Origin of the sequence: Kitasatospora sp. MAP5-34, from assembly GCF_029894335.1 — a bacterium.
Taxonomy (GTDB): domain Bacteria; phylum Actinomycetota; class Actinomycetes; order Streptomycetales; family Streptomycetaceae; genus Kitasatospora.
This window is the reverse complement of the sequence record NZ_JARXZC010000006.1, coordinates 150,904-176,627: the sequence shown is the minus strand read 5'-3', so window position 1 is coordinate 176,627 and position 25,724 is coordinate 150,904. Positions and strand designations below refer to the sequence as shown.

The following is a 25,724-nucleotide window of genomic DNA, read 5'->3' as shown; positions in this document are numbered from 1 at the left end:
AGAACTCCTCTCGGGGAACGGAAGATCGGTGCCGGGCGGTCACATCAGGTGGACCCACTGCGCCACGGACGGCACGCCGTTCGCGTTGACCGTGAAGAGCATGTAGTAGCCGGGCGGCGCCAGGTTGGGGTTGCTGGGCACGTTGAGGTTCACGCTGCCACCGCCGTTCACGGTGAGCGGCAGGTCCACGAAGCGCTGGTTCGGGTCCGAGGAGTGGGTGACGGCGGCCGGGCGGATCAGCTCGGCGCGCACGATCGGCGAGTCCGTGGTGATGCGCTGGCTGGAGCCGTACGACCACATGGTGTTGGCGACAGCAGTGATCTTCGGCCGGGCGCCGTGGTAGAGGTACGGCGGGGTGTAGATCGAGACGTGCATGTTGAAGCTGCCGTCGCCCGGGTTGTCACCGACGGACATCACGCGGCCGTCCGGCAGCAGGAAGGACGCCGAGTGGTAGGCGCGCGGGATCGGGTCGGTGGCCATCGAGGTGAAGGTGTTGGCGGTCGGGTCGTACATCGACGCCTCGAACACCGGATCCTGCCGGTTGTGCAGGCCACCGCCGGTCTCGAAGACCTGGCCGTTGGGCAGCAGCACGGTGGAGACGTACATCTTGCCCTGGTTGCCGGTCTCCTTGGCGCCGTTGCTCATGGTGCCCTGCGGGAGCAGCGGACCCGGCTGGTAGGCGGGGCTGGCGGCCTTGAGGTCGATCAGGTCGGTCTGCCGGCCGGCGTCCACGTTGCTGTAGATGTTGCCGCCGCCCATGATCATGACCCGCTGGTCCTGGGCCGGGGGCAGCATGACGCTCATGGACTGGTCCCGGGTGTCCTTGCTCTGCAGCCCGGGGACGTCCTTGATGGTGTTGGCGTTGTAGTCGTAGATCGACGCGCCGGTGCCGGAGGTGCCGTTGCCGAAGACGTGGCTGCCGGTGTAGAAGAGGCGGCCGTCCTGCATCAGCACCATCGACGGGTAGAGGCCGAAGTACGACCAGGTCTGGTTGACCTGGTTCCTCGGCAGCCACTGCTGCTTGGCGGTGGAGAAGCGCTCGGCGGTCACGCTGCCGGATGAGTCGGTCTTCAGACCGCCGAAGGTCATGACGTCGCCGTCACCCATCTCGGTGGCCGACGGGTACCAGTGACCGTCGTTCATGTCGTTGACCCGGGTGTAGATCTGGGTGGCCGGGTCGAAGATGTACGAGCTGATCAGGCCCTCGTAGCCGTGGCTGCCGTCGGCGGCGGGGTACGACTTCGTGCCGCTCATGATCAGCACCCGGCCGTCCGGCAGCTGCACGTGCCCGGAGCAGAACATGTCCGTGGGCGTGGCGATCTGGGTGAACGTGCTGGTGGCCGGGTCGTAGACGGCCGAGCTGAAGGTACCGGCGGCGAGCTTCATCGGGTCGTTGCCCGAGCCCGCCATCAACAGCACCTTGCCGTTGTGCAGCACGATGGCGTGCATGCTGCGCACCGGGTTCAGGAAGGGCAGCACCTGCCAGGAGCCGGTGGTGCAGGCCGCGCCGGCCGTACACCCACCGCCGGTGCTGGGGACGGTGACGTCCGCCATCGTGTAGTCGTCGGTGACCAGCGTGCCGGTGCCGTAGACGGTGACGCCCCAGGTGATCCGGTCCGTGTTCGGCGGGATCGCCGGCGTGCGCACGGTGGTGTGCTGGTACGCCTTGGCCGGCGGCAGGGTCTCCAGGTCGGTCCAGTACACCCAGCCGGCGGTTATGTCGTGGCGGAAGGCGGTGACCACGGTGTTGGGCGTGGTGCTCGTGTACCAGACACCGAGGTCGTACTGGTGCTTCGGCGTCACGGCGGGCGCACAGGTGGCGTTCTCCGTCATCAGCACCTTGTCGTCACCGGTGGTGACCCCGGTGACCTTGACCGACATGGCGTACTTGCCGCTGTGCGCGGCGGTGGTCCGGCTGTAGGCGACGGTGCCGTTCCCCCAGCCGGACTTCTCCCAGCAGGTCGGGAAGCCGGTCGAGTCGGCCGACTCGAAGCCCGGGTTCACGACCAGGTTGGTGCCGGCCCACGCGGGGTTCGTGCCCAGCATCAGCGTGAGCAGCGAGAACATTGCCAGATAGGCCAGACCGGCCTTGTGACGGGATGTTCGTGGCACGGGGAGTTCCTCCAAGCGGTTGGGTCGGCGTGATCCTAGTACGTCCGGGGCCGGAGGAATGTCGCGGAATGTCGCGGATCGGGTACGGCTCGGGAGCGGATCGGCAGCGGTTCGGCGGAACTGCGGGGACGGCCCGGTCGGCCTCAGCGGAAGGTGACGGCGACGGCTTCCCACTGTGCGGTGGTGCTGCCGGTGGCGGCGCACTTCTCGGCCCGGGTGACGAACCGGTAGGCCGTGGTCAGCCGGTACGAGGACAGCTTCAGGACGGGCAGGGTCTGCCAGCCCGCCACGAAGTCCGGGGCCGGTCCGCTGTTGGTCCCCACCGCGCTGACGAGCAGTTCGCCCGCCTCGCAGGCCAGCGGGTGCGCACTGGTGCTGAACGCGCTGTTGTTACGGTCGTAGGGCACCGACGCCCCCGCCTGCGGACCGGCGGTGGTGATGCCCTGGAACTCGTCCACGGCGATGTGGTACTTGCTGGACTTCGGGTAGCTGGCGCTGATCCGGTCGGCGGTGTTCAGCGGCTTGGCGTGGAAGGCTGCGAAGATCATCGTGCGGTGCCAGTAGGCGTCCACGACGTCGCCGACCACGGCGTAGCCGTTGCCGGCGGTGTCGGTCACCGTGACCGTGCCCGCACTGGTACTGGTGAGCATCACGGAGACGATCAGCGCGTCGTCGGCCGCGACGGGGTGCAGGACCGGCAGGTCCACGCTGCTGGTGCTGAGGATCTGCTCGTCGCTGGTGGTCCGGGCGACGTATCCGATCCGGCCGTCGGCCGAAGTCGTCACCGCCACGGGCGAACTGGCGCTGTCGGTAGCGTTGGCCGCCACCAGCAGGACTGCGACGACGACGGCCGCCAACGCGGCCAGCAGTGCGGGGCGGCGCGGGACACGGAACCGGCGCCCGCCTGCTGACGGGTCGGGATCGGGCTCGGACTCGCCCTGGAACTCGGGCCCGGACGGCGTGGACTCCGACGGCGTGAACTCCGACTGCGTGAACTCCGAAGGCGCGACCGGGGACACCGACTCCGCCGGCCGGCTCTGCCGCATCTGGATCCGCTTCCAGGCGGTCTCCCACTCCTCGGCCGCACCCGCCGGGACGCCGCACGCCAGCACGATGGTCAGCACCCGGTTCAGCGGCGGCAGCCTGGTCCGGCGTGGGTCCAGCGCGTCGGCGATCGTGCTGCGCGGCAGACCGGTCAGCCGCTGGAGCTCCCGCAGCGAGGGGTCACCGGACCAGCTCTTCAGCGCACGCAGTCGGAGCACGAACTCCTGCGCGGTGGCCGCGTCCGTCGGCTCCGGCGCCTGCTCCGCCCGTGCACCGGGAACCTGACCATCGTCGACAGACACTCGGCTTCCCCTCGTACGCCACACGTACCCCAACCATTGCCATGGACAGTACAGTCGTGGGCCGGTCGGCGGAAGGTCGCCGGTCCCCTGCCGGCGGACGCTCCTACGCGACTGCGCCACCGCTGCCGCCGCGCAGGACCGGGACGAGGACGGAGGGGTGGAAGAGCGCGGTCGGCTGGGCGATCAGGGACATCACGTCCTGGAAGGCCGCGCAGACGTGCGGGTTGGTGGTCGCCCGGGCCAGGACCCGGTCCAGGTAACGGTGCTGGGCGCGGACGAGGGCGCCGGACGGGCCGCCGGTGGTGCTCGGGAAGCGTACGTCCTCGCTGGAGGACATCACCCAGGCGTCCTTGGCCACGGCCGCGATGCCCTTGCGCGCGGCGGCCGCCGCCGTGGCGCCGATGCCGCCCTGCCGGGCGACGGCGGCGCGCAACGCCCGGGCACCGAAGGCGGCGACCGTGATGCCCTGGCCGTAGACGGGGTTGAAGGTGCACGCGGCGTCGCCGGTCACCACCAGGCCCTCGGGCGAGCGGCGGTCGTAGCGCCGCCGGACGCCGGGACCGGGACGGAAACCCCGGATGTCACTCGCAGGTTCGGCCGAGGCGAGCAGCTCGCGCATGCTCGGATCGCGCAGCAGGCCGAGGTGCCGCTCGAACCCGGCTTCGCCCGGCTCCGGTTCGGCGCCACGCATGCTGCCCAGGCTGACGATCCAGCGGTCGCCCTCCACGGGCAGCAGGACACCCAGGCGCGGCGAGTCGGGGCCCTTGGTCTGGAGGTAGAGCGCGGTGAAGCCGAGGTCCAGCCCGGCCGGGCGGTGGTAGAGCCGGCTCGAGTAGGCGACGCCCGCGTCGACCCGCTCCTCGGGGACGGGCGGGCAGCCCAGTTCGGCCAGCCAGGACGGCAGCGCGGACGACCGCCCGGACGCGTCCACCACCAACTCGGCGGGCAGCTCCCGTACTTCGCCCGAACTCTGCCCGCGCTCGCGGATCCGGACACCCGTGACGGTCCGTGCCGAACCGAGCAGCCCGACGACGTCCGTACCCTCCAGGAACTCCACCGAGGACTCGCCGCGCACCCGCTCCAGCACCGCGTGGTCCAGCACCGGCCGGGTGCAGGACAGGAAGGCGACCTCACTCTCGAACTCCGCCATCCACCCTGCCGAGCTGAGCCAGCGCAGCTCACTCGCAATCGGGACCCGGACCGCTCCGGCCGCCAGCAGCTCCGCCCGCACCCCGGGCATCAGCTCCTCCAGGACCCGGTGCCCGGCCTCCAGCAGCAGGTGCGCGTGCCGGCCCTGCGGCAGCCCGGCCCGGAAGTCGGGCTGCTCCGGGTAACGGTCACGCTCCACCACGACGATCCGCTCGGCGTGCCCGCGCAGCGCCCATGCCGCCAGCGTCCCGGCGAGCCCGCCACCGATCACTACCGCCGTGCCGCGCCCACGTGCCCCGCCCTCAACTGTCATGCTACGGAGCGTAACCGACGTGACCGTGAGCTGTCACCCTCCCGGGGGCTCCGCGCAGCAACACGGCCTGACGGTCCGTCAGTCTCCGGAGACCAGGTCCGCCAGGTGGCGGAAGGTCTGCCAGGTCTCCGGGGCGAGCTCCTCGAGGCCGACGAAGTCGCCCCAGTTCAGGCCCTCGTCGTACGGGATGGTGACGACCTCCCGGCAGAGCCGCTCGACCATCGACAGGCCACGGGCACGCCTCGGCCGGTCGTACGAGAGCGCGACGACGCTGGACCGCACCAGGTCGCGGTAGCCCTCCTCCTGGATCAGCCCGAGCAGGCTCGCGGCCTCCCGGACGAAGCCGGACTGCGGCCCGGTGACGATCACCAGTTGGTCCGTCCGCCGCAGGACGTCGCGTACGTGCCCGTCGAGCGTGGGTGCACGGACCGAGGTGACCAGGGTCGCGAAGTACCGTTCGAGCTGGACGAGTACCTCGCCGTACTCATCTCCCGTCAGGCCCCACGGCCGGAGTTCGCCACGCTCGCCCGCGAGCAGGTGCACCCCGCCCGGCCCGGCCGCGAAGGAGTCGCGTTCCAGGTGCCAGTCGATCGAGCTGCCGTAACGCCTGAGCCGGGAAACGGAGTCGACCAACTCCCAGAGGCCGCCCGGGACTTTGCGCTGCCCCCAGGCCGCCAGGGCATCCGCGCCACGGCCCGAGTCCAGCACCACCACCTCCCGGTTGGCCGCTCCGTTCCGCTCCACCAGGGCCGCGCCGAGCATGGCCGCCGTGGTGGCCAGCCCGACACCGACGGCGGGGCAGAGGACGGTGACGTGCCGGTTCCTGGCCGGCCTGGGCGGCGCATCCACCCGTACCCGGGCGGCTCGCAGCCTCGGGGGGCCGTCGGCGGGCTCGGGGTCGACGGGTCCGGGCGTCCTGCCGGGCCTGGTGGTGTACTGCCCGGCGGTGGTTCGCAGCAGGTCCCGGCCCCGGTGCGACATCCAGGCGGTCAGCGGAGCGTCCTCGGAACCGGGGGCCAGGGTGCGGCCGAACACCTCCACCAGGGTCTCGATCCCGGGGCGGCGGGCCGGGTCGGCGCTGAGGCAGTCCACCAGGATCATCCGCCAGGCCGGCTGCGGGTACCGGCCGTCGGCCGGCCCTTCGAGGGTCAGCGAGTCCGAGGCCCGGTGGTCCGGCTCGTGTCCGGACCAGGCGTAGTACAGCACCGCCGCAATCGAGAATACGTCGGCCGGCTGCGACAACTGCCCTGATTCGGGCGCGCGATAGGCCGCCGAGGCGGCGTCGGGGGACGGCAGGGAGGCCCATCTGCCGGGCCGGTGCTGCCACCCGGTGAGGACGGGGGCGTGCTCGGTGATCAGGATGCGGTCCGGGCTCAGGCCACCGTGGAGCAGGCCCTCTCCGGTGGAGTCCCGGAGGGCGACCGCGAGATGCAGCGCCAGGTGGTGCAGGAACCTGGTCGGCCGGAGCGGTCCGCAGACCTCGACGAACTCCCGCAGGGTGGGGGCCGGGGTGCCGCCGGAGGTGAGCGGCACGGCGGTGGCCAGCCAGCCCGCGCTGTCCCGGGTGTCCCAGGTGATCAGCGGGGTGCTGTACCGGGGGGCGAGGTTGTTGAGGTTCTCGACCTCGTCCGCGAGGAGGCCCCAGGCGCGCTGGCTGCGGGGGCGCGGTCCGGCCGTCCGGACCGCCACCAGCTCGCCCCCGGTCTTCCGGGCGGCGTAGAGCCAGTTCTCGGTGGCCGGCGCCAGCCGGCCGAGCACCCGGTACGGGCCGACCTCGGACGGATCGTCGGACTCCAGCGGACGCAGCCTGCCACGCTCCGCGAGTACCGAGGCCGCCGGCGGCCAGGCCTGCGAGCGGCCCGCTGCCCGCCACCAGGGCTCGGCCGGCTCCTCCCTCGCTTCCTCTGCCGCTTCCTCCGTCGGCGCAATCCCCAGGCGGCGGAGCAGCGGGCCGGCCGCCCAGGCGAACGGCAGTCCGTCCGCGTGTGCGGCGGCCCCCGGGCCGGTGGCCGGGCCGAGCAGCCAGGCCGGGAAGTCCGGTGACCGCCCGGCCAGGCTTTCGAGTTGACGGCTCACCTGGTGCCCGACCTCGACCAGCTCGGCCGTCGGGACCTCGTCGAGCAGGCGGTCCTTCACCACCTCGGGGAAGTCGAACAGCCGGTGGTGGGCGGCCGGTGCCGACTGCCGGCCGGACCCGGACCCGGCCCCGGACCCGAGCACGGGCCGGACCAGGCCGCCGAGGAAGACCTCGGCCAGCGGCACCGGGTCACCCGCGTCCGGGGTGGTGGCCTGGACCAGGCGCATGACCGGGACGGTGACGGGCGCGACGGCGGCCAGCTGCCCGGCCAGCCGGTACGCCTCCGGCGAGGCGGCGGCCCGGAAGCGGTCCAGCCTGGCGAGCGCGGCCCGGTCCGGGTCGGCGGGCGGGCGGCGGCGGGCGGCCTGCCGTGGGAGCGCCGGCCGTGGCTCCCAGAGCGCCAGCCGGGCCTGCCCCCCGGAGGAAGCCAGCAGGCCGGACCAGTCGCGCAGCGCGGCCGGAGTCAGTTCGAGGACCGGCACCGGCACGCCCGGCCGGTCCGGCGCGCCGTACGGCAGGAACGGGTCCTGGACACGCCAGTCGGCGTTCGCGGCGCCCTGGCGGGGCGTGGACACCGTCCAGTACTCGGCGGGCAGTCCGGAGCCCGGCCACATCCGGCGCGGCAGGGTGTGCACGACGGCGGTCGGGCCGCAGCGGGCCCAGCGGTCGAGCACGTCCTTGATCCGCCCGTCGCGCCACGCCGACCCCGCGCCGTCGCTCAGCAGCAGCACCAGGCTCTGTCCGGTCGGGTCGGCGAGAGTGGCCGGGTCGAGCAGCGCCGGGTCGCCGTCGGCCGAGTACCGGTACGGCGTGCCGCTCAGCCGGACGGGCTGCGCGCCGCGTGCGCGCAGCCCGAGCACCCGGACCTGCCGGAAGGCGCCGCTGCGTTCGAGCAGCAGCCGCAGATCGGCGGCCGTGCGGCGCCAGAGCAGCATGGAGACGCCGTCGTCGACCACCAGGTCGCAGCGGAGCCACCGTTCGCGGGCCGGGCGCAGGACCGCGTCCGGCAGGCCCGTCTCGGCGGCCTCGGCGGCGGTGGCGGCCTCGTCCAGCTCGGTGCGCCAGGGGCTGGCGCGGTGCCGCTTGAGCGGTCGCAGCGCCCGGGCGAGGGCCAGTTCGTCGGGGAACGCCCGGCGTTCGGGGACCCGGACCGCCTGGGCCCGCTGCCGGGCCTGCGGCCGGCTCTGCTCCTGGTTCTGTTCCCGGCTCTGCTCCGGCCGGGGCCGGGACTCGGGCGGCGCCAGGGCCGACTGCCCGGCCGGTCCGCCGGAGTCCAACGCCTCGTGCAGGGCGTGCGACTGCGGGGTTTCTGACGAATCATCAGATGTGGTCTCGGCGGCGGCCGTCGAGATGGCGGCGTCAGCCGGCGGCCGGGCCGCGCCCGCTGTCGGAGCGAGTGCGGGCGCGGGCTCGGGCTCGGGCTCGGCGGCGGGCAGCCGACCGGCCAGCCAGAGCGCGTCGAGCAGCTCCTCCGGAGCCAGCTCGATACCCGCGCCGGCCAGCACGTCCAGCGTCCGGCTGAGCGCCGTCTGAAGACCCATGCCCCGTCAGACCGCCCCGCCCAGGCGGTGCAGCACCGCGTCGAGCAGTCCGTCCGCGTCCAGCCCGAGCCCGCCCTTGCGCAGGAAGACGGCGTTGAGCAGCTGGTCGGTGGCCAGCTCGCCGTGCGCCCGCCGCTCCAGGAAGGCGGTGAGCACGTCCTCGGCCTGCGTGAGCGCGTCCGGGCCGAGGTGGGCGGCGACGATGTCGCGCAGCCGCCGTTCGTCCGGGTCGGGCAGGTCGAGGCGGAGGCAGCGACGGAGGAAGGCAGGCGGGAAGTCGCGCTCGCCGTTGCTGGTGATCACCACGACCGGGAACTCGGAGCAGCGCACCCGCCCGCGCACCACCCGGGCCCGGCGACCGTCGCTGTCGGCCGTGAGCACCGCCACCTCGGCGCTCTCCTCGGGGAGCCGGGCCAGCTCCGGGATCTCGTACGCGCCCTCCTCGAAGACGGTGAGCAGGTCGTTGGGCAGGTCCACGTCGCCCTTGTCCAGCTCGTCCACCAGCAGCGCGCGCGGTCGGTCGCCCGGTACCAGCGCGGTGCCGACCGGCCCGAGCCGCAGGAAGCTGCCGATGTCCGGTTCGGCACCGCCGTGCTCGCGGACGAGCGTGCTCTCCCGCAGACGGCCGATGGCGTCGTAGCGGTAGAGCGCGTCCTGCAGGGAGGACCGGCTGTTGACCGGCCAGTGCAGCACCTCGCCGAGGCTCAGTTCGCGGGCGATGGCGTGGGCCAGCGAGGACTTCCCGGTGCCGGGGTGTCCGGTGACGAGCAGCGGGCGGCGCAGGTGGAGGGCGGCGTTGACGATGTCGGCCTCGGCACGGCCGATCAGGTACGGGCGGGGTGGCGGAGCGTCAGCCGGGGCGCCCTCGGGTGAGGAGCCGTCGGGTGACCGGCCGTCGGGTGCGCGCCCGAAGCTGCGCCACGGCGGGGCCTCGGGCATCGCGGGCGTGCGGGGGACGTTGTCGCCGTGGAACAGGCGCCAGTCCGGCGTGGGGCGCTGGCTCATGCGGTGCTCGTCTCCTGGTCGTAGCTGCTGTCGTATCCGTCGTCCGGCGCGTAGTCGTCCGGGTCGGCGAGTTCCAGTACGGGCGGTGGCGGCCGGGACGGATCCTCCAGGGCCAGTACCGGCCGGGCCGGCCAGCCGGCGGCGTCGGCCCAGGCGGCGGCGCGGTAGCTGCGCACCCGCTCGGGCAGCCCGTCGGCGGGTCCGGCCGGGGCGATCTCGCCGAAGTGCGCCGCCGTGACCTCCCCCGGCGCGTGCCGGTCCCAGAGCACCACGGGCACCCCGAGCCGCAGGCAGATCGCCGCGACGGCCGGCCGGCCCGCACGGTCGGCGGTGCCGAGGACGATCCGCGCGGTATCCAGATCCCGGTAGACGGCACCTTTGACCTGGCGCAACTCCTGTCCACCAGCCACAAGTTGCAGCGGCTCGGCACGGTCCCGGTTGGACCAGCGGCGGCGTAACGCCTTTGCCCGCTCACGCTCCCGCACCGGCGAGAGCGAGCCGGCCAGCCGGACCACCACGGGGTGGGCCAGGCCGAGCGGCTCGGGCTCGCCGTCGTACTCCGGGTCGTCCGGGTCGGCACTGTCCCACTCCTCGGCGGGCAGGCCGAGTTCGGGCTCGTCGAGGAAGAACTCCACCACCGGCCCCGGCCGGCCCTCGGCGCCGGACTCCTCGGGCTCGTCCCAGCCCGCGAGGGTGGCGCGGACCAGCCGGGCGACCTCGTCGGGCCCGAGCGGGTGCGGGCCGGAGAGCGGGACGGCCCGCAGCTCACCGTCGCCGGGGTCGGTCCACAGGGCACAGCGGAACCGCCCGGCGGCATCCCGGCCACCGTGCTCGTAGCGGGTCAGCCGTACCGCGACGCGGGGCGCGACGGCGGCGGACCGGGCGTCCTGGCCGCGCGCGGCCCACTCGGCGGCTTCGGCGGCGTACTCGTCCAGGACGGCGTACGGCGCGCCGAGCCGGCCCGCGACCCGGCGGGACCAGGCGCGCAGCTCCTCCCCCGCGCTCTGGCCGGCGCACTGACCCGGGTGCCGCCCCGGACGCTGCTGTCCGGCCGCCTGGTCGAAGGCCGCCGCGCCGTACTCGGCGACCTTGAGCAGCGCGGGTGGGCGGGGCCGGCCGGGCCCGGCGATCGAGTGGCCGCCCGTGTAGACCTCCAGCCGCTCGACCAGCGTCTCCGCGAAGTCCCGTTCTCCGCCCGGGAGTCGGCGCGGCAGCACGAGCCCGGGCAGGACCGCCTGCGCCGCCTCGGCCAGGGCGGGCGGGTGCTGGGAGCCGAGCAGGTCGATCAGCCAGTCGTACTCGCTCGGCGAGAGCAGCTTGGCGGCGCCCGCCGCCCGCCCGAGCGCGAGGAACCGCTCCGCGTCGGCCGGCCGTTCACGTACCAGGCTCTCCACCAGCGCGGCGAGCGCGCGCGGCGTGGCACAGAGCGTCTCGGCCAGCACCTCCGGGGCCGGCGCACTGCCGGCCGGACCGGCGGGCAGGCCGCACTCGGCGGCGACGTACCGGGCGTGGTGGCCGCGCTCCGCCGGATCCGACAGCAACTCCCGTACCAGGATGGCAAGTCGTCGCTGTTCATCGCGCGCAGCGGACCCCGGCGGGAGGGTGCCGGGCTCCGGTGGCAGCAGGGCCCCGAGCGCGGCGGCGCCGAGCACGCGTTCCAGTTCGGCCCGGATGGTCTGCCAGGAGAGGGCGAAGGCGCGGTCCGCGTAGCTGCGGCCCGGCTCGGCCCGCGTCCCGATGAGCTGACCGACCACCAGGCCGACCACCGCCTCCTGCTCGTACGACCAGAGCGGACCGCCGCTGTAGCCGGGGCCGATGGCCGGGCCGGTCGCGAGGTCGGTGTCGAGGTAGGACGCGTCCGGCTCGCACAGCTTGACGCTGGTGTCCACGTACGAGACCCGGTGCCCGGTGCCGTACCAGGCGCGCACCTTCTGCCGCCGGGCCATCCGGTTCCAGCGCTGGGGGCGGACCTGGCCGGGCGGCCGGGTGGTGAGCTCCAGCACGGCCAGGTCGCCCTGCCACTCGAGCGCCCCCAGCACCGCCGGGCCGCCGCCCGGGGCGCGGGGCGGGATCCACGTCCGGATCACGGCCTCGGCGCTGCCGTCCGGGAAGTCGAGCCTCAGGGTGACACCGCCGGGGTGGCGCGGCTCGAACATCGACCGGCCGAGAGCCGCATTCACGACATGCGCGCAGGTCAGCACCGACCGGCCGGCCAGGAAGACGCCGCCGCCGACCGGTTCGGCCGCCGAGGTGTCCAGTACGGTCGCGAAAGCCGCGCGCAGCGCCCGCTCGGCAGTGTCGGCGTCAAGGTCGAACCACCCCACGACTCAGCGGGCCTGCGGCAGCGCGACGCCGGCGACGGGATCCTCGCTCGCGGCAGTCGTCCGCGGCGGGAGCTGCCAGGTCGCGGAGATCGTCAGGCTGGCCTCACCGCTGCCGCTGACGATGCCGAGCTTGAGGTCGGAGCCGAACTGGACCCCGAACTCGACCGACACCTCGTGCGGCCGGTACGGCACCGAGGCGATGGTCTCGTGAACCTCCTGCAGCAGCGGTACCAGCGGGCGCAGCGCGTTGCGCAGCGCGTCCTGCGCGAGCTTGGTGACCTTGGCCGGCTCCCGGCCGCCCTCCTCCTCGCCGGCCCGCCGGCCCACCGGCCGGGCACCCCCGAGGCCGGGCGGCAGCGCGCCGATCGGGGCCTGCGGGTACGGGGCCTCAGCCGGCCGGGCCTCGGGCTGCGGGGCCTCGGGCTGCTGCTCCCGGGGGGCCGGGAAGGTTCGCAGCATGACTGACGATCCGTCGTCGAAGGAGAACTCGATGTAGTCCGACATGGTGACGATTCTGCCGAGTCCTGATCTTCGCCGCAGCCGGATCGGCCAAATCCCTTACCCGAACCGTCAGCGCACGCCCTGGTCCGGGACGTGGGCGGTCCGGACGGTGGGGTTGTCGTCGCCCGAGGTGGTGCCGACGGAGGAGGCGATGTTGGTACCCACTCCGGCGAGGAGGAACAGCACCAGGAACGCCGTGCCCCAGCCGCTGAGCCGCAGCGGGCGGCTGGCGGAGTGCGTCTCGGCCTGCGGGTACGCGGCGTCGCCGAACAGGCCCTTCGGATAGGCCGAGGTGAGCATGAACACGTACGAGTTCAGCCGCATCGAGTAGCGGAGGGTGGCGGCGACGGCCTCGAACAACGGCCTGGGCATCCCGCCGGTGATCAGGACCACCAGCCAGATCAGGAAGGAGAGGGCGAACCAGCCGCTGCTGACCACGCTCTCGATGATCGCGGCGGGGAACATCAGGATGATCCGGAACAGGACGGCCAGCCGGTTCAGCTTCCCGGGGCGGAGCTCGATCTGCGTCGGGTGGTCGGCGGGCGCCCACAGCGCGAACGGCGGGTACCGGTCGACCAGCAGCATCGCACTGGCGCTGACCCGCGTCTGGTAGCCGACGTAGCCGTAGAGGAAACGGGCCACCGGCTCGGGCAGACGGCCCGTGAAGAGCGCCGCGAACCAGCCGACGATGGCGGCCAGCGAGGCGCCGACGGAGAGCACCGCCACCACGATGAACTGCGGCAGCAGCAACAGCCAGCGCAGCAGCACGGTGAGGCGGCGCTGCCGCGCGGGCTCCGGAAGGTCGAGCACCGGCAGCCACTCGGCCTGCCCCTGGTCGGGCACACTCCACCCACCTGCTGCCATGGCTGCTCCCTTGCTGTGCTGTGAGGCCGGTCTACGTTCCCCAAACTGACAGTCCGCCGGGCGATCGGCCCGGCGAGTGGGCCGTACAGGTGGCCGCACGGCGCCCGGCCGGCGGCGGCACGACGGGGTTCGGACGCAGGCTCTCAGCGGCCCGGCGGGGTGGTGAGGCAGTCCGGGTGGCCGCGCAGGGCGCGGCGCGCGTAGTAGGCGAAGGACGCCTGGTTCCGCTTCGGGGTGCTGACCCAGTCGTGCGCCTCGCGGGCGAGCTGCTCCGGGATCTCGCGGATCGTCCCGGCCGCCATCGCCAGCAGCTGCAGCTTCGCGGCCCGCTCGAACAGCACCGCCAGGACGCACGCCTCCTCGACGCCGGCGCAGGCGACCAGCTGGCCGTGGTGGGCCAGCAGCAGCGCCCGCTTCTCCCCCAGGGCGGCCGTGATCAGCTCGCCCTCCTCGTTGCCCACCGGAATGCCCGGCCAGTCCGCGAGGAAGGCGCAGTCGTCGTAGAGCGGGGAGAGGTCCATGTGGGAGACCACCAACGGCTTCTCCAGCATGGACAGCGCCGAGACGTGCAGGGGGTGGGTGTGGATGACGCAGTTGACGTCCGGCCGCGCCCGGTACACCCAACTGTGGAACCGGTTGGCCGGGTTGGCCATCCCGTCGCCCTCGAGGACGTTCAGATCCTCGTCCACGAGCAGCAGGTTGGCGTCCGTCACCTCGTCGAAGCCCAGCCCGAGGCGCTGGGTCCAGTACGTGCCGGGGGCCTCGGCGCGCATGGTGATCTGCCCGGCGAGGCCGGAGTCGTGCCCGGCGTCGAACAGGATGCGGCAGGTGAGTGCCAGCTTCTCCCGGGCCGTCCAGGTGTTGTCGGGGATCTCGCTCCGCATTCTGCGGTGGGCCAGCTGCACCAATTCTGCTTTGGTCGCGCCGAGCGTGTCTGCCATGACTTCTCTCCCTGACTCTCGTCTCCGGACGGCCGACGCGCCCAACGCTATGTCCGGCGCCCCCGGCCCGAGGTCAGAACCCCCAGAGTCCCTTGCCCGGGAACAAGTATTCGCATGGTCATGGTGCACGACAGTACTGACCTGCGCCGCGTGCCTCGACCGGGTATCGCGGCGGTGCGGACTCCACCGGAAATCGGGGAACCGCCTCCGCCCACTGCCCCGGCCGCTAACCTGGCCGGGACCGGGGGGTCTGGACCGGAGGGAGACCGGATCGTGGGGGGCAGGAAGGTGGCGCTCGACGCTGCCGTCGGTCGGGCCGGAACCAGCGGCCGGGCGAAGGGCTACGTCTGCTTCGCCGCGCAGGACTGGTGGTACCACAACAGGGCGCACTCCGACGTGCAGTTGATGCTCAATCTGGCGCGGCAGCGGCCGGTGCTCTTCGTGAACAGCATCGCCATGCGGATGCCACTGCCGGGCCGCAGCTCGCAGCCGTTCCGGCGGATTCTGCGCAAGGCCCGCAGTATGGCGCGCAAGGTGCAGCGTCCGGTGCCGGAGGTGCCCGGATTCGCCGTCATGACACCGGTGTTGCTCCCCTTCTACGGCAGCGCGACCGCCCGGGCGCTCAACGCCCGGCTGATCGCGCTGCAGGTCAGGATGGCGGCACGGAGTCTGGGGATGGCCACCGACGTGTGTGTGGCGACCATCCCGACGGCGGCGGACGTCGTCGAGCACCTGCCGCACCGGACGCTGGTCTACAACCGCTCCGACCGGCACTCCGCCTTCCCGGAGGCCGACACCGCCTCGGTCGAGCTGCTGGAGCGGAGCCTGATGCGCCGCGCCGACCATGTGCTGTACGTCAGCAGCGAGTTGATGGCGGCCGAGCGCGAACTCACCGGCGAACGCGCGGTGTTCCTGGACCACGGGGTGGACCTGGAGCACTTCACGGCGGCGACCACCGAGCCGGCCGACCTGGCGGCGATCCCGCACCCGAGGATCGGGTTCTTCGGCGCGCTGGACGACTTCGTGGTCGACTTCGACCTGCTGGCCCGGGTCGCCAAGGAGTACCCGGACGCGCAGTTGGTACTGATCGGCTCCACCACGCACGACCTCGGGGCGCTGACCGGGCTGCCGAACGTGCACCACCTGGGCTTCCGTCCGTACGCCGAGATCCCCGCCTACGGACGGGGGTTCGACGTCGCCCTGATGCCGTGGCTGGACAACGACTGGGTCCGGCACTGCAACCCGATCAAACTCAAGGAGTACCTCGCGCTCGGCCTGCCGGTGGTGAGCACCGACTTCCCCGAAGTACGCCGCTACGCCGGGCAGATCGCCGTCGCCGACTCCACCGAGGCGTTCCTCGCCGCCGTCGGCTCGGCGCTCGATGAGCAGGACGATCCCGGCGCGGCCGAACTCCGGCGGGCCGCCGTGGCGGAAGACTCCTGGCAGGCGCGCGCGACCGACCTGCTCGAACTGGTCGAGGGCGCGCCGCAGGCCTGAAGGAGTTCCACGTGCGACCTCGCCTTGCCGTACTGCTCGCCCTGAGTCTCACCCTCGCCGCCTGCACCTCCGGCGGACGGCCGCCGCACCCTCCGCCGCCCCGGCAGGCCGGGCCGCCTACCAGCATCTTCGGGTCGGCCGTGCCGTTGACGCCCTCGTTCGAGGACCCGGCCGCCACCACGCTGGGGGTGCGGTTCACCTCCACCCTCCCCGGTGTGGTGACCGGCATCCGCTTCTACAAGGGCGCCGGGAACACCGGCGTGCACGTCGGCGCGCTCTGGGACGCCCAGGGCAGGCGGCTGGCCGAGGTCACGTTCCAGCACGAGACCGACTCGGGCTGGCAGCAGGCCGACCTGGCCCAACCGGTCCGGATCACCGCCGGGGCGACGTACACCGCGTCCTATCTGGCCCCGGTCGGCCACTACGCCGCCATCCCGAACGCCTTCGACGGGGGCCCGGTGGTGCTCGCCTCCGGGCCGCTGACGGCGGTCGGCGGCGGGTTCGCGAGCGGCAGTGCGATGGCCTTCCCCGGCCAATCGCACGAGAACACCGACTACTACGTCGACGTGTCGTTCTCCCCCGACGAGTCGGTCACGCACGTCCCGGACGTCTTCACCCCGGCGTACTGGTCCAAGTGGCCTGCCACCAACGGCTGGAGAGACCCGGCAAAACTGCCCGTCAGCGTCTGGATGCAGGACCCGACCACGCCGTACGACGGCTCGGACGACGCGCACGCCTTCCGTTCGCTCGGGGTCGACACCTTCGTCGGCCTCTGGGGCTGGCCGACGGACGACCACGGGCAGGTCCGGGCGGCGGCCGCAGCCGGGATGGCGGTGATCGCCGGCGGCCACGCCTGCGACCCGGCGCCGGGCGGGCCGGGCGGCTGGCCCTGTGCCACCGCCGACCTGCCGCTCGCCGCCCAGGCCGAGCGGGTCGGCGCGGCCACCCTGACGGGGTACCAGCTGGCCGACGAGCCGGACATGAACGCCCCGAACGGCACCGCCGCCGGGGCCGGCTGTCTGCCGCCGGCGAAGCTGCGGGACTTCGCCGCGAGCCTGCGCCGGCAGGACGGAGCCCGGCCGGTGCTGGTCAACTTCGGTACGGGGGTGGCGGGTGGGGCCCGCAGCGTCGGCTGTCCGACCGACTTCAGCCAGTACACCGCCGCCGCCGACATCGTGTCGGTGGACTTCTACGGCGTCAGCGACCCGTCCTCCCCGCCGAGCACCAAGGGCGTCCGGACGTACGCGAGCACCGCCGCGCGGACCCGCCTGCTGTCGCCCGGCAAGCCGGTCTGGGTCTTCCTCGAGACGCCGGTGCGGATCCAGGCCGGCTCCCGCACCGCGACCGGGGCGAAGGCCGCCTCACCGGCCCAGGTCCGCGCGGCGGCCTGGGCGGCGCTGGTCAACGGCGCCACCGGGCTCAGCTGGTTCTGCCACTCGTTCGTCTCGCAACCCCAGGTGGATGCCTGCCTGCGGGACGCGACCTCGGCCGCCACCATCAAGCAGGTGGACGCGGACGCCCAGACGTACGCCGCCTACTGGAACGCCCCGCCCGTCCTGGTGGGCGTCGCGGCTCAGGGCGCTCCGGTGACCGCCACCCTGCGGACGGCCGGCGGCCGCACCGCCGTCCTGGCGGTGGCGACCGACCGGCCCGACCTGCCCGAGGGCGGCCCGTCCACCGTCACCTTCACCGTCCCCGGCCGGTACAGCGGCCAGGTCCGGACGGACGACGGACGGGTCCTCACCGCCCGGCAGGGCGTCTTCACCGACACCTTCACGGCCTACCAACCGCACGCCTACACACTGGGGTAGCGACTGCGCGCTGACGCGGAAGTTGCCGGTCAGGCCCGGGAGTTGAGCAGTAGCCGTAGCGCCGCACGCGGGCCCTGAAGGAGGTAGCGGCGGGCCAGGCGGCGTGGTTCGAGGACGAGCCGGTAGAGCCACTCCAGGCCGCTGTCTCGCCAGCGGTCCGGTGCCCGGTCGACCACTCCGGCCAGGAAGTCGGCCGCCGCTCCGACGGCCAGACCCACCCGGATACCGCTGGCCACGGCCTGTTCGGCGAGCCACGCCTCCTGGCGGGGCTTGCCCAGGCCGACGACCAGCAGGTCCACCGCTGCGAGCCGGACCTGCTCGGCCAGGGCCGCCGCCCCACCGGGAGCGGTGAGTTCGGCCCGGCTCGGCGCCCAGTAACCCGCGACCGCCAGTTCGGGCCACTCCTCGGCGAGGCGTACCGCCAGCAGCCGGTGAGTCTCCTGCTGCCCACCCAGGAAACCCACCCGCGCGCCCGTCGAGGCGGCGACGGCGAGCAGGTCGGGGAGCAGGTCGGCGCCCGTCAGCCGCTCCCACCGGCTGCCGGTGAGCCGGCGGGCCTGCCAGACCAGCGGCATCCCGTCGAGCAACACCAACCAGTCGGCGTCCTGTTCGGCCCGCTCGACCAGCCCGGCGTGGGCTCCGCCACGGCCGAAGTGGTGCAGGTGGTCGAGGTTGCTGGAGGCCACCACCAGCGGGCGGGCGAGCGGGCCGGTGAGCCGGTCCTTCACCCGCAACAGCAGCCCGGCCAGGTCCCAGCCGTCGGCGGGCGTGCCGCCGAGCACCAGCCGGCGGGCCTCCCCGGCGCGTCCGGCTCCGTACGATCCCGTCATGTCCCCACTTCCCTGGGCACGTTGCGCCTCGGCAGCAGGCGCCGCCGTGGCGAGGAACGCGGTCGGCGGCGGCGCAGATACTCGTCCGTCCAGAGCGAGACGGCCACCCCGCCCACCGTGCCGAGCGCGGCAACCCCGATCAGCCCACGGCTCTTTACGCCCATGACGGGCAGCGCGGTGGCGGGGACGAGCTCGTCGCTGGTGATGTACTGCTGCGCGGGTACGTTCAAGCCGTCCTGCAGCATTCGCAGTTGGGCGGCGAAGGCCTTGATGATGATGTCGACCTCGCGGTCGGTCTCCGTCGGGTCCGTCCCGCGCACGCTGATCTCCACGGTGGGGACCACGTACGCCTCGGTCTTGGTGGTACCGGTGTTGCGCGGCTGCAGGTCGTACGCGCCACTCACCCCGGCGCTGCGGAGTTCCGCCTCCCCGGACCGGCTCTTCAGCACGGTCACGACGGCAGCACCGATGATCGCCAGCGAGGGTCGGAAGTCGGTGAGTCCGCCCGGGTCCTGCCGGGCCTCGGGCGGCTTCACCCGGACCACGGCCGTCGACATGTAGACCAGCCCGGGTTTCACCACCACCAGAGCCCCGGCCAGTGTCAGCCCGGCAGCGAGCACGAGAACCAACCAGCGGCGCATCAGCGCGCGCACGACATTACGGAAAGACACGGCCACCCCCAACCCGTCGGTCATGCTCTCACCCCGCCGAACACGATGACGGCAGTTCGAGGATTGTTCTCCGCCGGATCCTCATTCCAACTACGCTCGTCCCGGGGTGGCTTGAGGGAGCGGTCAGTCCTGCCCAGAACCACCGCGAGACTGGGGGGACGTACGGCCCCAGGGGGAGATATGTTGGACATGCGCGAGGTCCTACGAGTGATCCGCAAGCGCTGGTACGTCACACTGCCGATCGTGCTGGTCACGGTCTGCCTGTCGGTCGTGGCCAACGCCGTTCTTCCGACGACCTATCAGTCGGAGTCGTCGATATCACTGCTGAATTCGCCGGACGTGTCGGCGCTGCCACCGAACAACGGCAATCCGTTTCTGAGTTTCAGTCAGGCGTTGACCGTGACGGCCGACTTCCTCGGCCGCCGGCTAGCCTCGGACGAGTCCGCCAAGGCGCTGGCGAAGCGCGGACTCACCGGCACTTACGGGGTGAAGCTGGCCGACAACGCGATGGGCCCGTTCCTCACCCTGACGGTGACCGGGAACGACCCCGCACAGGTGCGGAAGTCGATCGACATCCTGAACGCCTTCACCGCCGAGCAGCTCAAGGCGATGCAGAGTGAGCAACAGGCCCCGGCCGGCTCGCAGATCGCCTCCACGGTGATCGTGCCGCCGCAGGCGCCGCAGGCGCAGACGAAGACCAAGCTGCAGTCCGTCGCGCTGATCGCGATGGGCGGTCTGGCCATCGCCTTCCTGTCCGCCTTCCTCGCCGAGAACCTGCTGGGCATCCGGCGGCGGGCCTGGTTCGGGCGCAAGAAGGCCAGGAAGGCCGAGCACGCGGAGCAGGCCGAACAAGCCGAACAAGCCGGGCAGGCCGGGGATCCGCAGGCCCAGACGTCCGTTCCCGCCGGGAGGTAGCACCGAATGACCCGTGGGGACGCCACGCTCGAGCCCGTCGCACCCCCCTTACCGGCAGCCGCCGGCCAGGGCGCCGCCCGTGGCGCGTACGGGGTGGACGCGGTCACGGTACTGACCGGGTACCTCCTGCTGGCCATGTTCATCCCGTCGAACCTGGTGCTGCCGGGCATGGGCGGGGTGGGCACGCCCGCGAACGTGGTCGCCCTGATGGCTCTGATGTGGTTCCTGGCGGCCTGGTTGACGGAGCGCATCACGCCCGCCAAGGGCACCAGGGCGCCGCGGATCGCGATGGTGGTGTACGCGTCGGCCGTGCTGCTCGGGTACATCGCCTGCGCGGGACGGCCCGCCATCACGAAGGAGATGCAGGGCGCCGACCGGGGCCTGATCGCCTTACTGGTCTGGACCAGTCTGGTGGTGGTCTCGTCGGCCGGCATCCGGGACCGGGCCAGGCTGGAGGTGCTGCTGCGCCGGATGGTGGTCTTCGCGAGCGTCGTCGCCCTGCTGGGGTGGTACGACTTCGTCACCCACACCAACATCGCGTCCTCGCTGCACATCCCGGGCCTGCAGGAGAGCGCCGCCCAGGTGGCCCCGATGAGCCGGGGTGCCTTCACCCGACCCCGGGGCACCACCGGGCACCCGCTGGAGTTCAGCGGGATACTGTCGATGCTGCTGCCGTTCGCCGTCCAACAGGCCTTCGACCCGGCCCGGTTCGACCGGGGCAGGCTGCGCCGCTGGCTGCCCGTGCTGCTGATCGGCGGCGCGCTGCCGATCTCGATCTCCCGCACCGGCATCATCGGCGTCGTGGTGGCGCTGTTCGCCATGCTGCCCGCCTGGCGCCCGCAGCGCCGGGGCTACGTGCTGGGCGCCGTCGGCGTCGGCGTGGTGGGCATCGGCGCGGCCGTGCCCGGGCTGCTGTCCACCCTGACCGGGCTGTTCAGCTCGTTCTTCAGCAACACCGACAGCAGCACCCAGGCCCGCACCGGCGACTACGCCAAGATCTGGGAGTACATGCAGAGTTCACTGTGGTTCGGCCACGGGATGGGCACCTTCATGCCGGAGCTCTACTTCTTCACCGACAACATGTACCTGTTGACCGCCGCCGAACTGGGCGTGTTCGGCATCCTGGCACTGCTCTTCGTCTTCCTCACCGGACTGCACACCGGCGGCGCCGCCCGGCGCCTGTGCCAGGACGACGCCTCGCGCGAGCTGGCCCAGTGCTTCGTCGCGGCGGCCGCCGTCGCCCTGGTCACCAGTGCCACCTTCGACTCCCTGGGGTTCCCGATGTTCGCCGGCATGTTCTTCCTCCTGCTGGGCGCGGGGGGCAGCTTCCTCGGAAGTGTCCGCTCCCCCGCCCGGCCGGGGGACCTGACGGGAGCCGGCCGGTGACGCTCGCCGCCAAGGTACGGTCGGGCGCCCGGCTGAGCCTGCTCAACACCGTGGTGATCCGGATCGGCAACTTCGCGGCCGGCGTGGCGCTGGCCCGGGGTGTGCTCGGCCCGCGCGAGTGGGGCCTGTACGCAACCGGGATGGTCGCGCTCGGGGTGCTGCTCTCCGCCAACGAGATGGGCGTCAGCCTGGCGATCGTCCGCTGGGACCGCGACGTACGGGAGTTCGCGCCGACCGTCCTCACCCTCTCCGTGCTGTCCAGCACCGCGCTGTACGGGGTGCTGTTCGTCGCCGCGCCCGGCACGGCCCGGCTGCTCGGCTCGCCGGACGCCACCTCGATGCTGCGGGTGCTCTGCCTGTCGGTGGTGATCGACGGCATCGCGTGCGTACCCAACCAGATCATCGCGCGGGAGTTCCGGCAGGGCGCCCGGATGGCACTGGACCTGCTCAACTTCCTGGTCACCACAGCGACCACGCTGGTCCTCGCCTACCACGGCGCGGGCGCGATGAGCTTCGCCTGGGGCGCGCTGGCCGGCAACCTGTGCGCGCTGGCGGGGTGCGCGATCGCGGTGCCCGGAGCGCTGCGGCCGGGCTGGAAGACCGCCGAGGCACGGGCGTTGGTCTCCTTCGGGCTGCCACTCGCCGGCGCCAGTCTGCTGGTGCTCGCCATGCTCAACGTGGACTCGGTGGTGACCGGCGCGCTGCTCGGGCCCGTGGCGCTCGGCTTCTACCAACTCGCCTTCAACGTCTCCAGTTGGCCCGTCCGCAGCATCTCGGAGGCCGCCCGGCGGATCTCCTTCGCGGGCTTCTCCCGGGTCGCGGACTCCAAGGAGGCGCTCTCCGACGCGTTCGGGCGGGGCCTCGGCCTGCTGATGGCGGCGGCCGTGCCACCGTGCGTGCTGCTCGCCACCCTCGCGGCACCGGCCATCGACACCATCTACGGCCCCAAGTGGGCACCGGCCGCCGGTGTGCTGCGCTTCCTCGCCCTGCTCGGACTGCTGCGGATCGCCTACGAGTTGGCCTACGACTGCCTGGCGGCGGCCGGGCGGCGCAGTTCGCTGATCGGCGTGCAGGGGCTCTGGCTGGCCGCGCTCGTCCCCGCGCTGCTGCTCGGCGCGCACGGCTGGGGCATCGGCGGGGTCGGCGCGGGCCATCTGGTGGTCGCGGTAGCGGTGGCGGCGCCCGCCTTCGTCTGGGGGCTGCGCCGGACGGGCATCCGGGGCGGGGTGGTCCTGCGGGCCTGTGCCCGGCCGTTCATCGGCGGGTTGGTGATGGCGGCCGAGTCCGTCGCGGTCTTCCGGTGGTGCGGCGAGACCCGCTGGGGAATGTTCGTGGCGGGCGCGGTGGCGCTGGCCAGCTACGTGCCGGTGGTACTGCCGATGCGGCAGCTGCTGCGCGGCGACCAGCCGGCTGTTGCTGTGGCAGCGGCCCCGCAGTTGGAAGGCGAGCTACGATGAAGGCGGTCCTGCGGCGGGGCAAGCAGGCCCTGCGCGACACGTTCGGGTTTCTGCGGCTGATGGAGACCAGGAACAAGGCCGTACTGGGCTGGACAGCCGTCGGGCTGCGCCGCCGGGAGAACGCCGAGGTGCGCCGCCTGGCTGCCACGCTCGGGTCGCGCCCGCCCGCCCTGGTGGTCACGGTGATCCCGACCTTCCGCAGGCCCGACGGCCTGCGGCGGGCAGTGGACACGGCGTTGGCGCAGACCGTCGCCGATCACGTGGTGATCGTGGTGGACGACGGCGCCGGACTGCCCGAACTGCCCGCCGACCCACGGCTGATCGCGGTGAGCCTGGAACAGAACACCGCCGTGGCCGGGGTGGTGCGCAACGTGGGCATCCGGCTGACCTCGTCCCGGTACGTCGCCTTCCTGGACGACGACAACGAGTGGGAGCCCGACCACCTCGCGGTGGCCCTGGCCGCCCTGCAGGCGCCCGGCGGTCCCGACGCCGTCTACACCGCGCTGCGGCGGATCCGGCCGGACGGCAGTGACATGGACGTGTTGTCCGTCCCGTTCGACCGGCGGCACGCGGCGGAGGAGGGCTTCCTCGACACCAACGCAGTGGTCGCCCGGCGCACCCGGGCCCTGCGGTTCAGCCGGCTGCGCCGGCCACCGCAGGTGGTCCCGCGCGAGGACTGGGAGCTGGTCTTCCGGTACAGCCGCAGCCGCACGGTGGTGCACCTTCCGGTGCCCACCGTGCGGTATCTGGTCAACCCCGAGAGCTACTGGAGCACTTGGGTCGACTGACGCTCCTGGGCAACCACCTTCGGCTCGCAGACCATGAAGACGAAGTCGTGCCCCAGCTCCGGCAGTACGGCGTCCTCCGCCGCGAAGGCGCGCTCCACCAGCGCCGCCGTGGCGGGGGTGCCGTCGCGGAAGTTCTGCGCGATGCCGGACAGTGCGACGTGCAACACCGTTCCGCCGTACGGGCGTTCCTCCAACACCTGGTAGCGCTCGCGCAGCGCGGGCAGCAGCCTGGCGGCGTCGACCGCCTCCGAGGGATCGTCCAGGCGCATCGACAGCAGGCTCGGCCGCACCGCACGGCGCTTGAGCCGCCCGTCGGCCAACCTGCGCCGCTCCTCGGGCAGTTCGGCGAGCAGAGCGTCCACCGCGCGCAGCTGGCCGTCCGTCCACTGGAACTTGGTGGGGCCGACGAACTCGTCCACGATCAGCAGCCCGCCGGGGTTCAGCAGCCCGGCGATGAGGTCCATCGTCTCGTCGAGGCGGTCGAAGTGGTGCAGCGACTGCAGGCCGAGGACGATGTCGTACTTCTCTCCGGCGCGCAGCAGTTCGCTGACGTCGGCGGCGCGGAAGCTGAGCACGTCGGCCAGGCCGAGCTGCTTGGCCTGGCCGGTGGCGTACTCGATCCGGTCCGGGGAGATGTCCACCCCGGTGATCTGCTCGAAGGCGCCCGTACCGGCCCAGATGACCTCGTTGCCGCCGGTGCCGCAGCCGAGCGAGAGCGCGCGCAGCCCGGTGCGCCCGGCCAGCCAGGTCCGGGCGACGTGCTCCGGGAAGCCGACCTCCGGGTCACCGCTGGCGAACGTGTTCCAGCGGCGGACCACCGCCGGGACGGCCCACCACTCCTGCAACGACGGGTCCACGGCGGACCAGTGGGTCACCACCCGCTCGGTGCCGCGCACCCGCACCTTGGAGACCAGCTTGTCGAGCTGCCCCCGGCGCAGTTTGCGGCCCACCCGGAGTGCGTCATGACGGTTGATCAGATTGCCGAACACGCTGTCCCGGCCCTCCTGTTGGCTTCCGGCAGTTCATCTGGATACCCCGCCCGGGTATCGGACCTGGAGCTTAGATGCCGCGCAGCCGCCACGACCGCCACCAGAGCCGCTCCCGGACCTTGGCCACCACGGCGGTGAGGACGAGCGGCTGCAGGTACGGCATCACCCGCGCACCGACCCGCCGGCGCAGTTGGAGCCCCCGGTACTCGGGCAGGCTGCGGTAGGCGGGCCAGCACTCGGCGGCGAAGGCGACGAGTTCGGCCTCCGGCACCTCGCCGGTGCGCCCACGGTCGTAGGCCCGGACGGCCCGGCGCAGGGCGAAGCGGGCAAGCTTGCGGTTCACCGTGTCGGCGAGCCGGGCGGCGTCCGGGAGTTGGTCGGCGCAGCCGGTGACGACGGCGTCGTAGGCGGCCTTGCACTGCCGCAGGTCGTCCATCTGGCCGCCGAACTCGGTAGCCGACATGTTCCCGCCGTGCTTGCGGTAGTACGCCTGGTCGACGCCGCGTACGTAGCCGACGTCGGCGCGCGAGGCGAGCCGCATCCACATCTCGATGTCACCGGCGTGCGGGAGTTCGGGGTCGTAGCCGCCGACCTCCTGCTGCAGCGAGGTGCGGACCACCACCTCGGGGGAGGTGATGCAGCCGTGCGCCTCCTTGAACCGGCGCTCCAGCCACCACTTCCCGGGGAACACCGTGGTGCCGCGCAGCTCGGTGCGGGCGGGCGGCAGCGGGGTGCCGTGCTGGAAGTGGATCGGGTGGCCGTAGACGAAGCCGACCTCCGGGTGCGCGTCCAGCAGTAAGACCGCCCTGGTCAGCGCGCCGGGGGTGAGGCGGTCGTCCGCCGACAGGAGCACGGTGTAGTCGCCGTCGGCCCACTCCAGCAGACCTTCGTTGTACGTCGCGATGTGGCCCTTGTTGACCTGGTGGACCCGGACCTCGATCCGGGGATCGCCCGCGGCCAGCTTCAGCGCGGCCTCGGCCGAATCGTCGGGCGAGCAGTCGTCGATGATCAGGACCCGGACGTCGACGCCCGGTTGCTCGTCCAGCACGCTGCTGACGCAGTCGGCGAGATAGTGCCCGTACTTGTAGCACGGGATCACCACGCTCACGGTGCTCACTACTTTGGTGTCCTCTCGGTCGGTGGAACCAGGTGTCGGCGAGATCAGGGTCTCGGCGGTGAAGCCGGTCCGCTCCCGTCGGCTGACGGG

General features: G+C 72.7%; 19 protein-coding genes. 6 read left to right on the top strand and 13 right to left on the bottom strand.

Features of this window, described 5'->3' with window-relative positions:
• Positions 1-39 precede the first annotated feature (39 nt).
• The 9 genes from P3T29_RS08915 to P3T29_RS08875 form a co-directional block, all read right to left on the bottom strand.
• Positions 40-2,067, bottom strand: coding sequence for a galactose oxidase-like domain-containing protein (locus P3T29_RS08915; RefSeq protein WP_280715780.1), 2,028 nt, complete (start codon positions 2,065-2,067; stop codon positions 40-42).
• 188 nt (positions 2,068-2,255) lie between these two features.
• Positions 2,256-3,458: a hypothetical protein gene (locus P3T29_RS08910; RefSeq protein WP_280715750.1), complete on the bottom strand. Its 1,203-nt coding sequence runs from the start codon at positions 3,456-3,458 to the stop codon at positions 2,256-2,258.
• A 103-nt stretch (positions 3,459-3,561) separates the two neighbouring features.
• The gene (locus P3T29_RS08905) at positions 3,562-4,920 is read right to left on the bottom strand and encodes an FAD-dependent monooxygenase (protein WP_280715749.1); all 1,359 of its coding nucleotides are present in this window, start codon (positions 4,918-4,920) and stop codon (positions 3,562-3,564) included.
• 78 nt (positions 4,921-4,998) lie between these two features.
• Positions 4,999-8,538, bottom strand: coding sequence for an SAV_2336 N-terminal domain-related protein (locus P3T29_RS08900; RefSeq protein WP_280715748.1), 3,540 nt, complete (start codon positions 8,536-8,538; stop codon positions 4,999-5,001).
• Between the two features lie 6 nt (positions 8,539-8,544).
• Positions 8,545-9,543, bottom strand: a complete 999-nt coding sequence (locus tag P3T29_RS08895) for a MoxR family ATPase (protein ID WP_280715747.1) — start codon at positions 9,541-9,543, stop codon at positions 8,545-8,547.
• On the bottom strand, positions 9,540-11,867 hold the full coding sequence (locus P3T29_RS08890) for a trypsin-like peptidase domain-containing protein (protein ID WP_280715746.1): 2,328 nt from the start codon (positions 11,865-11,867) through the stop codon (positions 9,540-9,542). Before P3T29_RS08890 ends, P3T29_RS08895 begins: the two co-directional genes overlap by 4 nt.
• A 3-nt stretch (positions 11,868-11,870) precedes the next feature.
• Positions 11,871-12,371 carry a CU044_2847 family protein gene (locus P3T29_RS08885; protein WP_280715745.1) on the bottom strand — a complete coding sequence of 167 codons (501 nt, stop codon included), beginning with the start codon at positions 12,369-12,371 and terminating at the stop codon, positions 11,871-11,873.
• Positions 12,372-12,437: 66 nt separating this feature from the next.
• Positions 12,438-13,232 carry a DUF4389 domain-containing protein gene (locus P3T29_RS08880; RefSeq protein ID WP_280715744.1) on the bottom strand — a complete coding sequence of 265 codons (795 nt, stop codon included), beginning with the start codon at positions 13,230-13,232 and terminating at the stop codon, positions 12,438-12,440.
• 143 nt (positions 13,233-13,375) lie between these two features.
• Positions 13,376-14,173, bottom strand: a complete 798-nt coding sequence (locus P3T29_RS08875; RefSeq protein ID WP_280715743.1) for an aldolase — start codon at positions 14,171-14,173, stop codon at positions 13,376-13,378.
• A 273-nt stretch (positions 14,174-14,446) separates the two neighbouring features.
• On the opposite strand from P3T29_RS08875, the gene P3T29_RS08870 reads away from it, so the two are divergent.
• Complete coding sequence (locus tag P3T29_RS08870) at positions 14,447-15,670, top strand: glycosyltransferase (protein ID WP_280715742.1); 1,224 nt, start codon at positions 14,447-14,449, stop codon at positions 15,668-15,670.
• Positions 15,671-15,681: 11 nt separating this feature from the next.
• Entirely contained in the window at positions 15,682-17,481 is a 1,800-nt protein-coding gene (locus P3T29_RS08865; RefSeq protein WP_280715741.1) for a DUF4082 domain-containing protein, read from the top strand.
• 29 nt (positions 17,482-17,510) lie between these two features.
• Here the strand turns inward: P3T29_RS08865 and P3T29_RS08860 are convergent, their stop codons facing one another.
• Both P3T29_RS08860 and P3T29_RS08855 read right to left on the bottom strand, forming a co-directional pair.
• Positions 17,511-18,311: a WecB/TagA/CpsF family glycosyltransferase gene (locus tag P3T29_RS08860; protein ID WP_280715740.1), complete on the bottom strand. Its 801-nt coding sequence runs from the start codon at positions 18,309-18,311 to the stop codon at positions 17,511-17,513.
• Positions 18,308-18,982, bottom strand: a complete 675-nt coding sequence (locus P3T29_RS08855; RefSeq protein ID WP_280715739.1) for a hypothetical protein — start codon at positions 18,980-18,982, stop codon at positions 18,308-18,310. Before P3T29_RS08855 ends, P3T29_RS08860 begins: the two co-directional genes overlap by 4 nt.
• A gap of 180 nt (positions 18,983-19,162) precedes the next feature.
• On the opposite strand from P3T29_RS08855, the gene P3T29_RS08850 reads away from it, so the two are divergent.
• From P3T29_RS08850 to P3T29_RS08835, 4 genes are all read left to right on the top strand, one after another.
• Positions 19,163-19,897, top strand: coding sequence for a chain length determinant protein (locus P3T29_RS08850; RefSeq protein ID WP_280715738.1), 735 nt, complete (start codon positions 19,163-19,165; stop codon positions 19,895-19,897).
• 93 nt (positions 19,898-19,990) lie between these two features.
• Positions 19,991-21,283, top strand: coding sequence for an O-antigen ligase family protein (locus tag P3T29_RS08845; protein ID WP_280715737.1), 1,293 nt, complete (start codon positions 19,991-19,993; stop codon positions 21,281-21,283).
• Positions 21,280-22,740 (top strand): oligosaccharide flippase family protein, encoded by a 1,461-nt coding sequence (locus P3T29_RS08840; protein ID WP_280715736.1) that lies wholly within the window; start codon positions 21,280-21,282, stop codon positions 22,738-22,740. Before P3T29_RS08845 ends, P3T29_RS08840 begins: the two co-directional genes overlap by 4 nt.
• Positions 22,737-23,528, top strand: a complete 792-nt coding sequence (locus P3T29_RS08835) for a glycosyltransferase family A protein (RefSeq protein WP_280715735.1) — start codon at positions 22,737-22,739, stop codon at positions 23,526-23,528. Before P3T29_RS08840 ends, P3T29_RS08835 begins: the two co-directional genes overlap by 4 nt.
• Here P3T29_RS08835 and P3T29_RS08830 read toward each other — a convergent pair.
• Positions 23,504-24,517 carry a class I SAM-dependent methyltransferase gene (locus tag P3T29_RS08830; protein ID WP_280715734.1) on the bottom strand — a complete coding sequence of 338 codons (1,014 nt, stop codon included), beginning with the start codon at positions 24,515-24,517 and terminating at the stop codon, positions 23,504-23,506. The two genes, P3T29_RS08835 and P3T29_RS08830, sit on opposite strands and share 25 nt — an antisense overlap.
• A 70-nt stretch (positions 24,518-24,587) precedes the next feature.
• Positions 24,588-25,634, bottom strand: coding sequence for a glycosyltransferase family 2 protein (locus tag P3T29_RS08825; RefSeq protein ID WP_280715733.1), 1,047 nt, complete (start codon positions 25,632-25,634; stop codon positions 24,588-24,590).
• Positions 25,635-25,724: the final 90 nt, after the last annotated feature.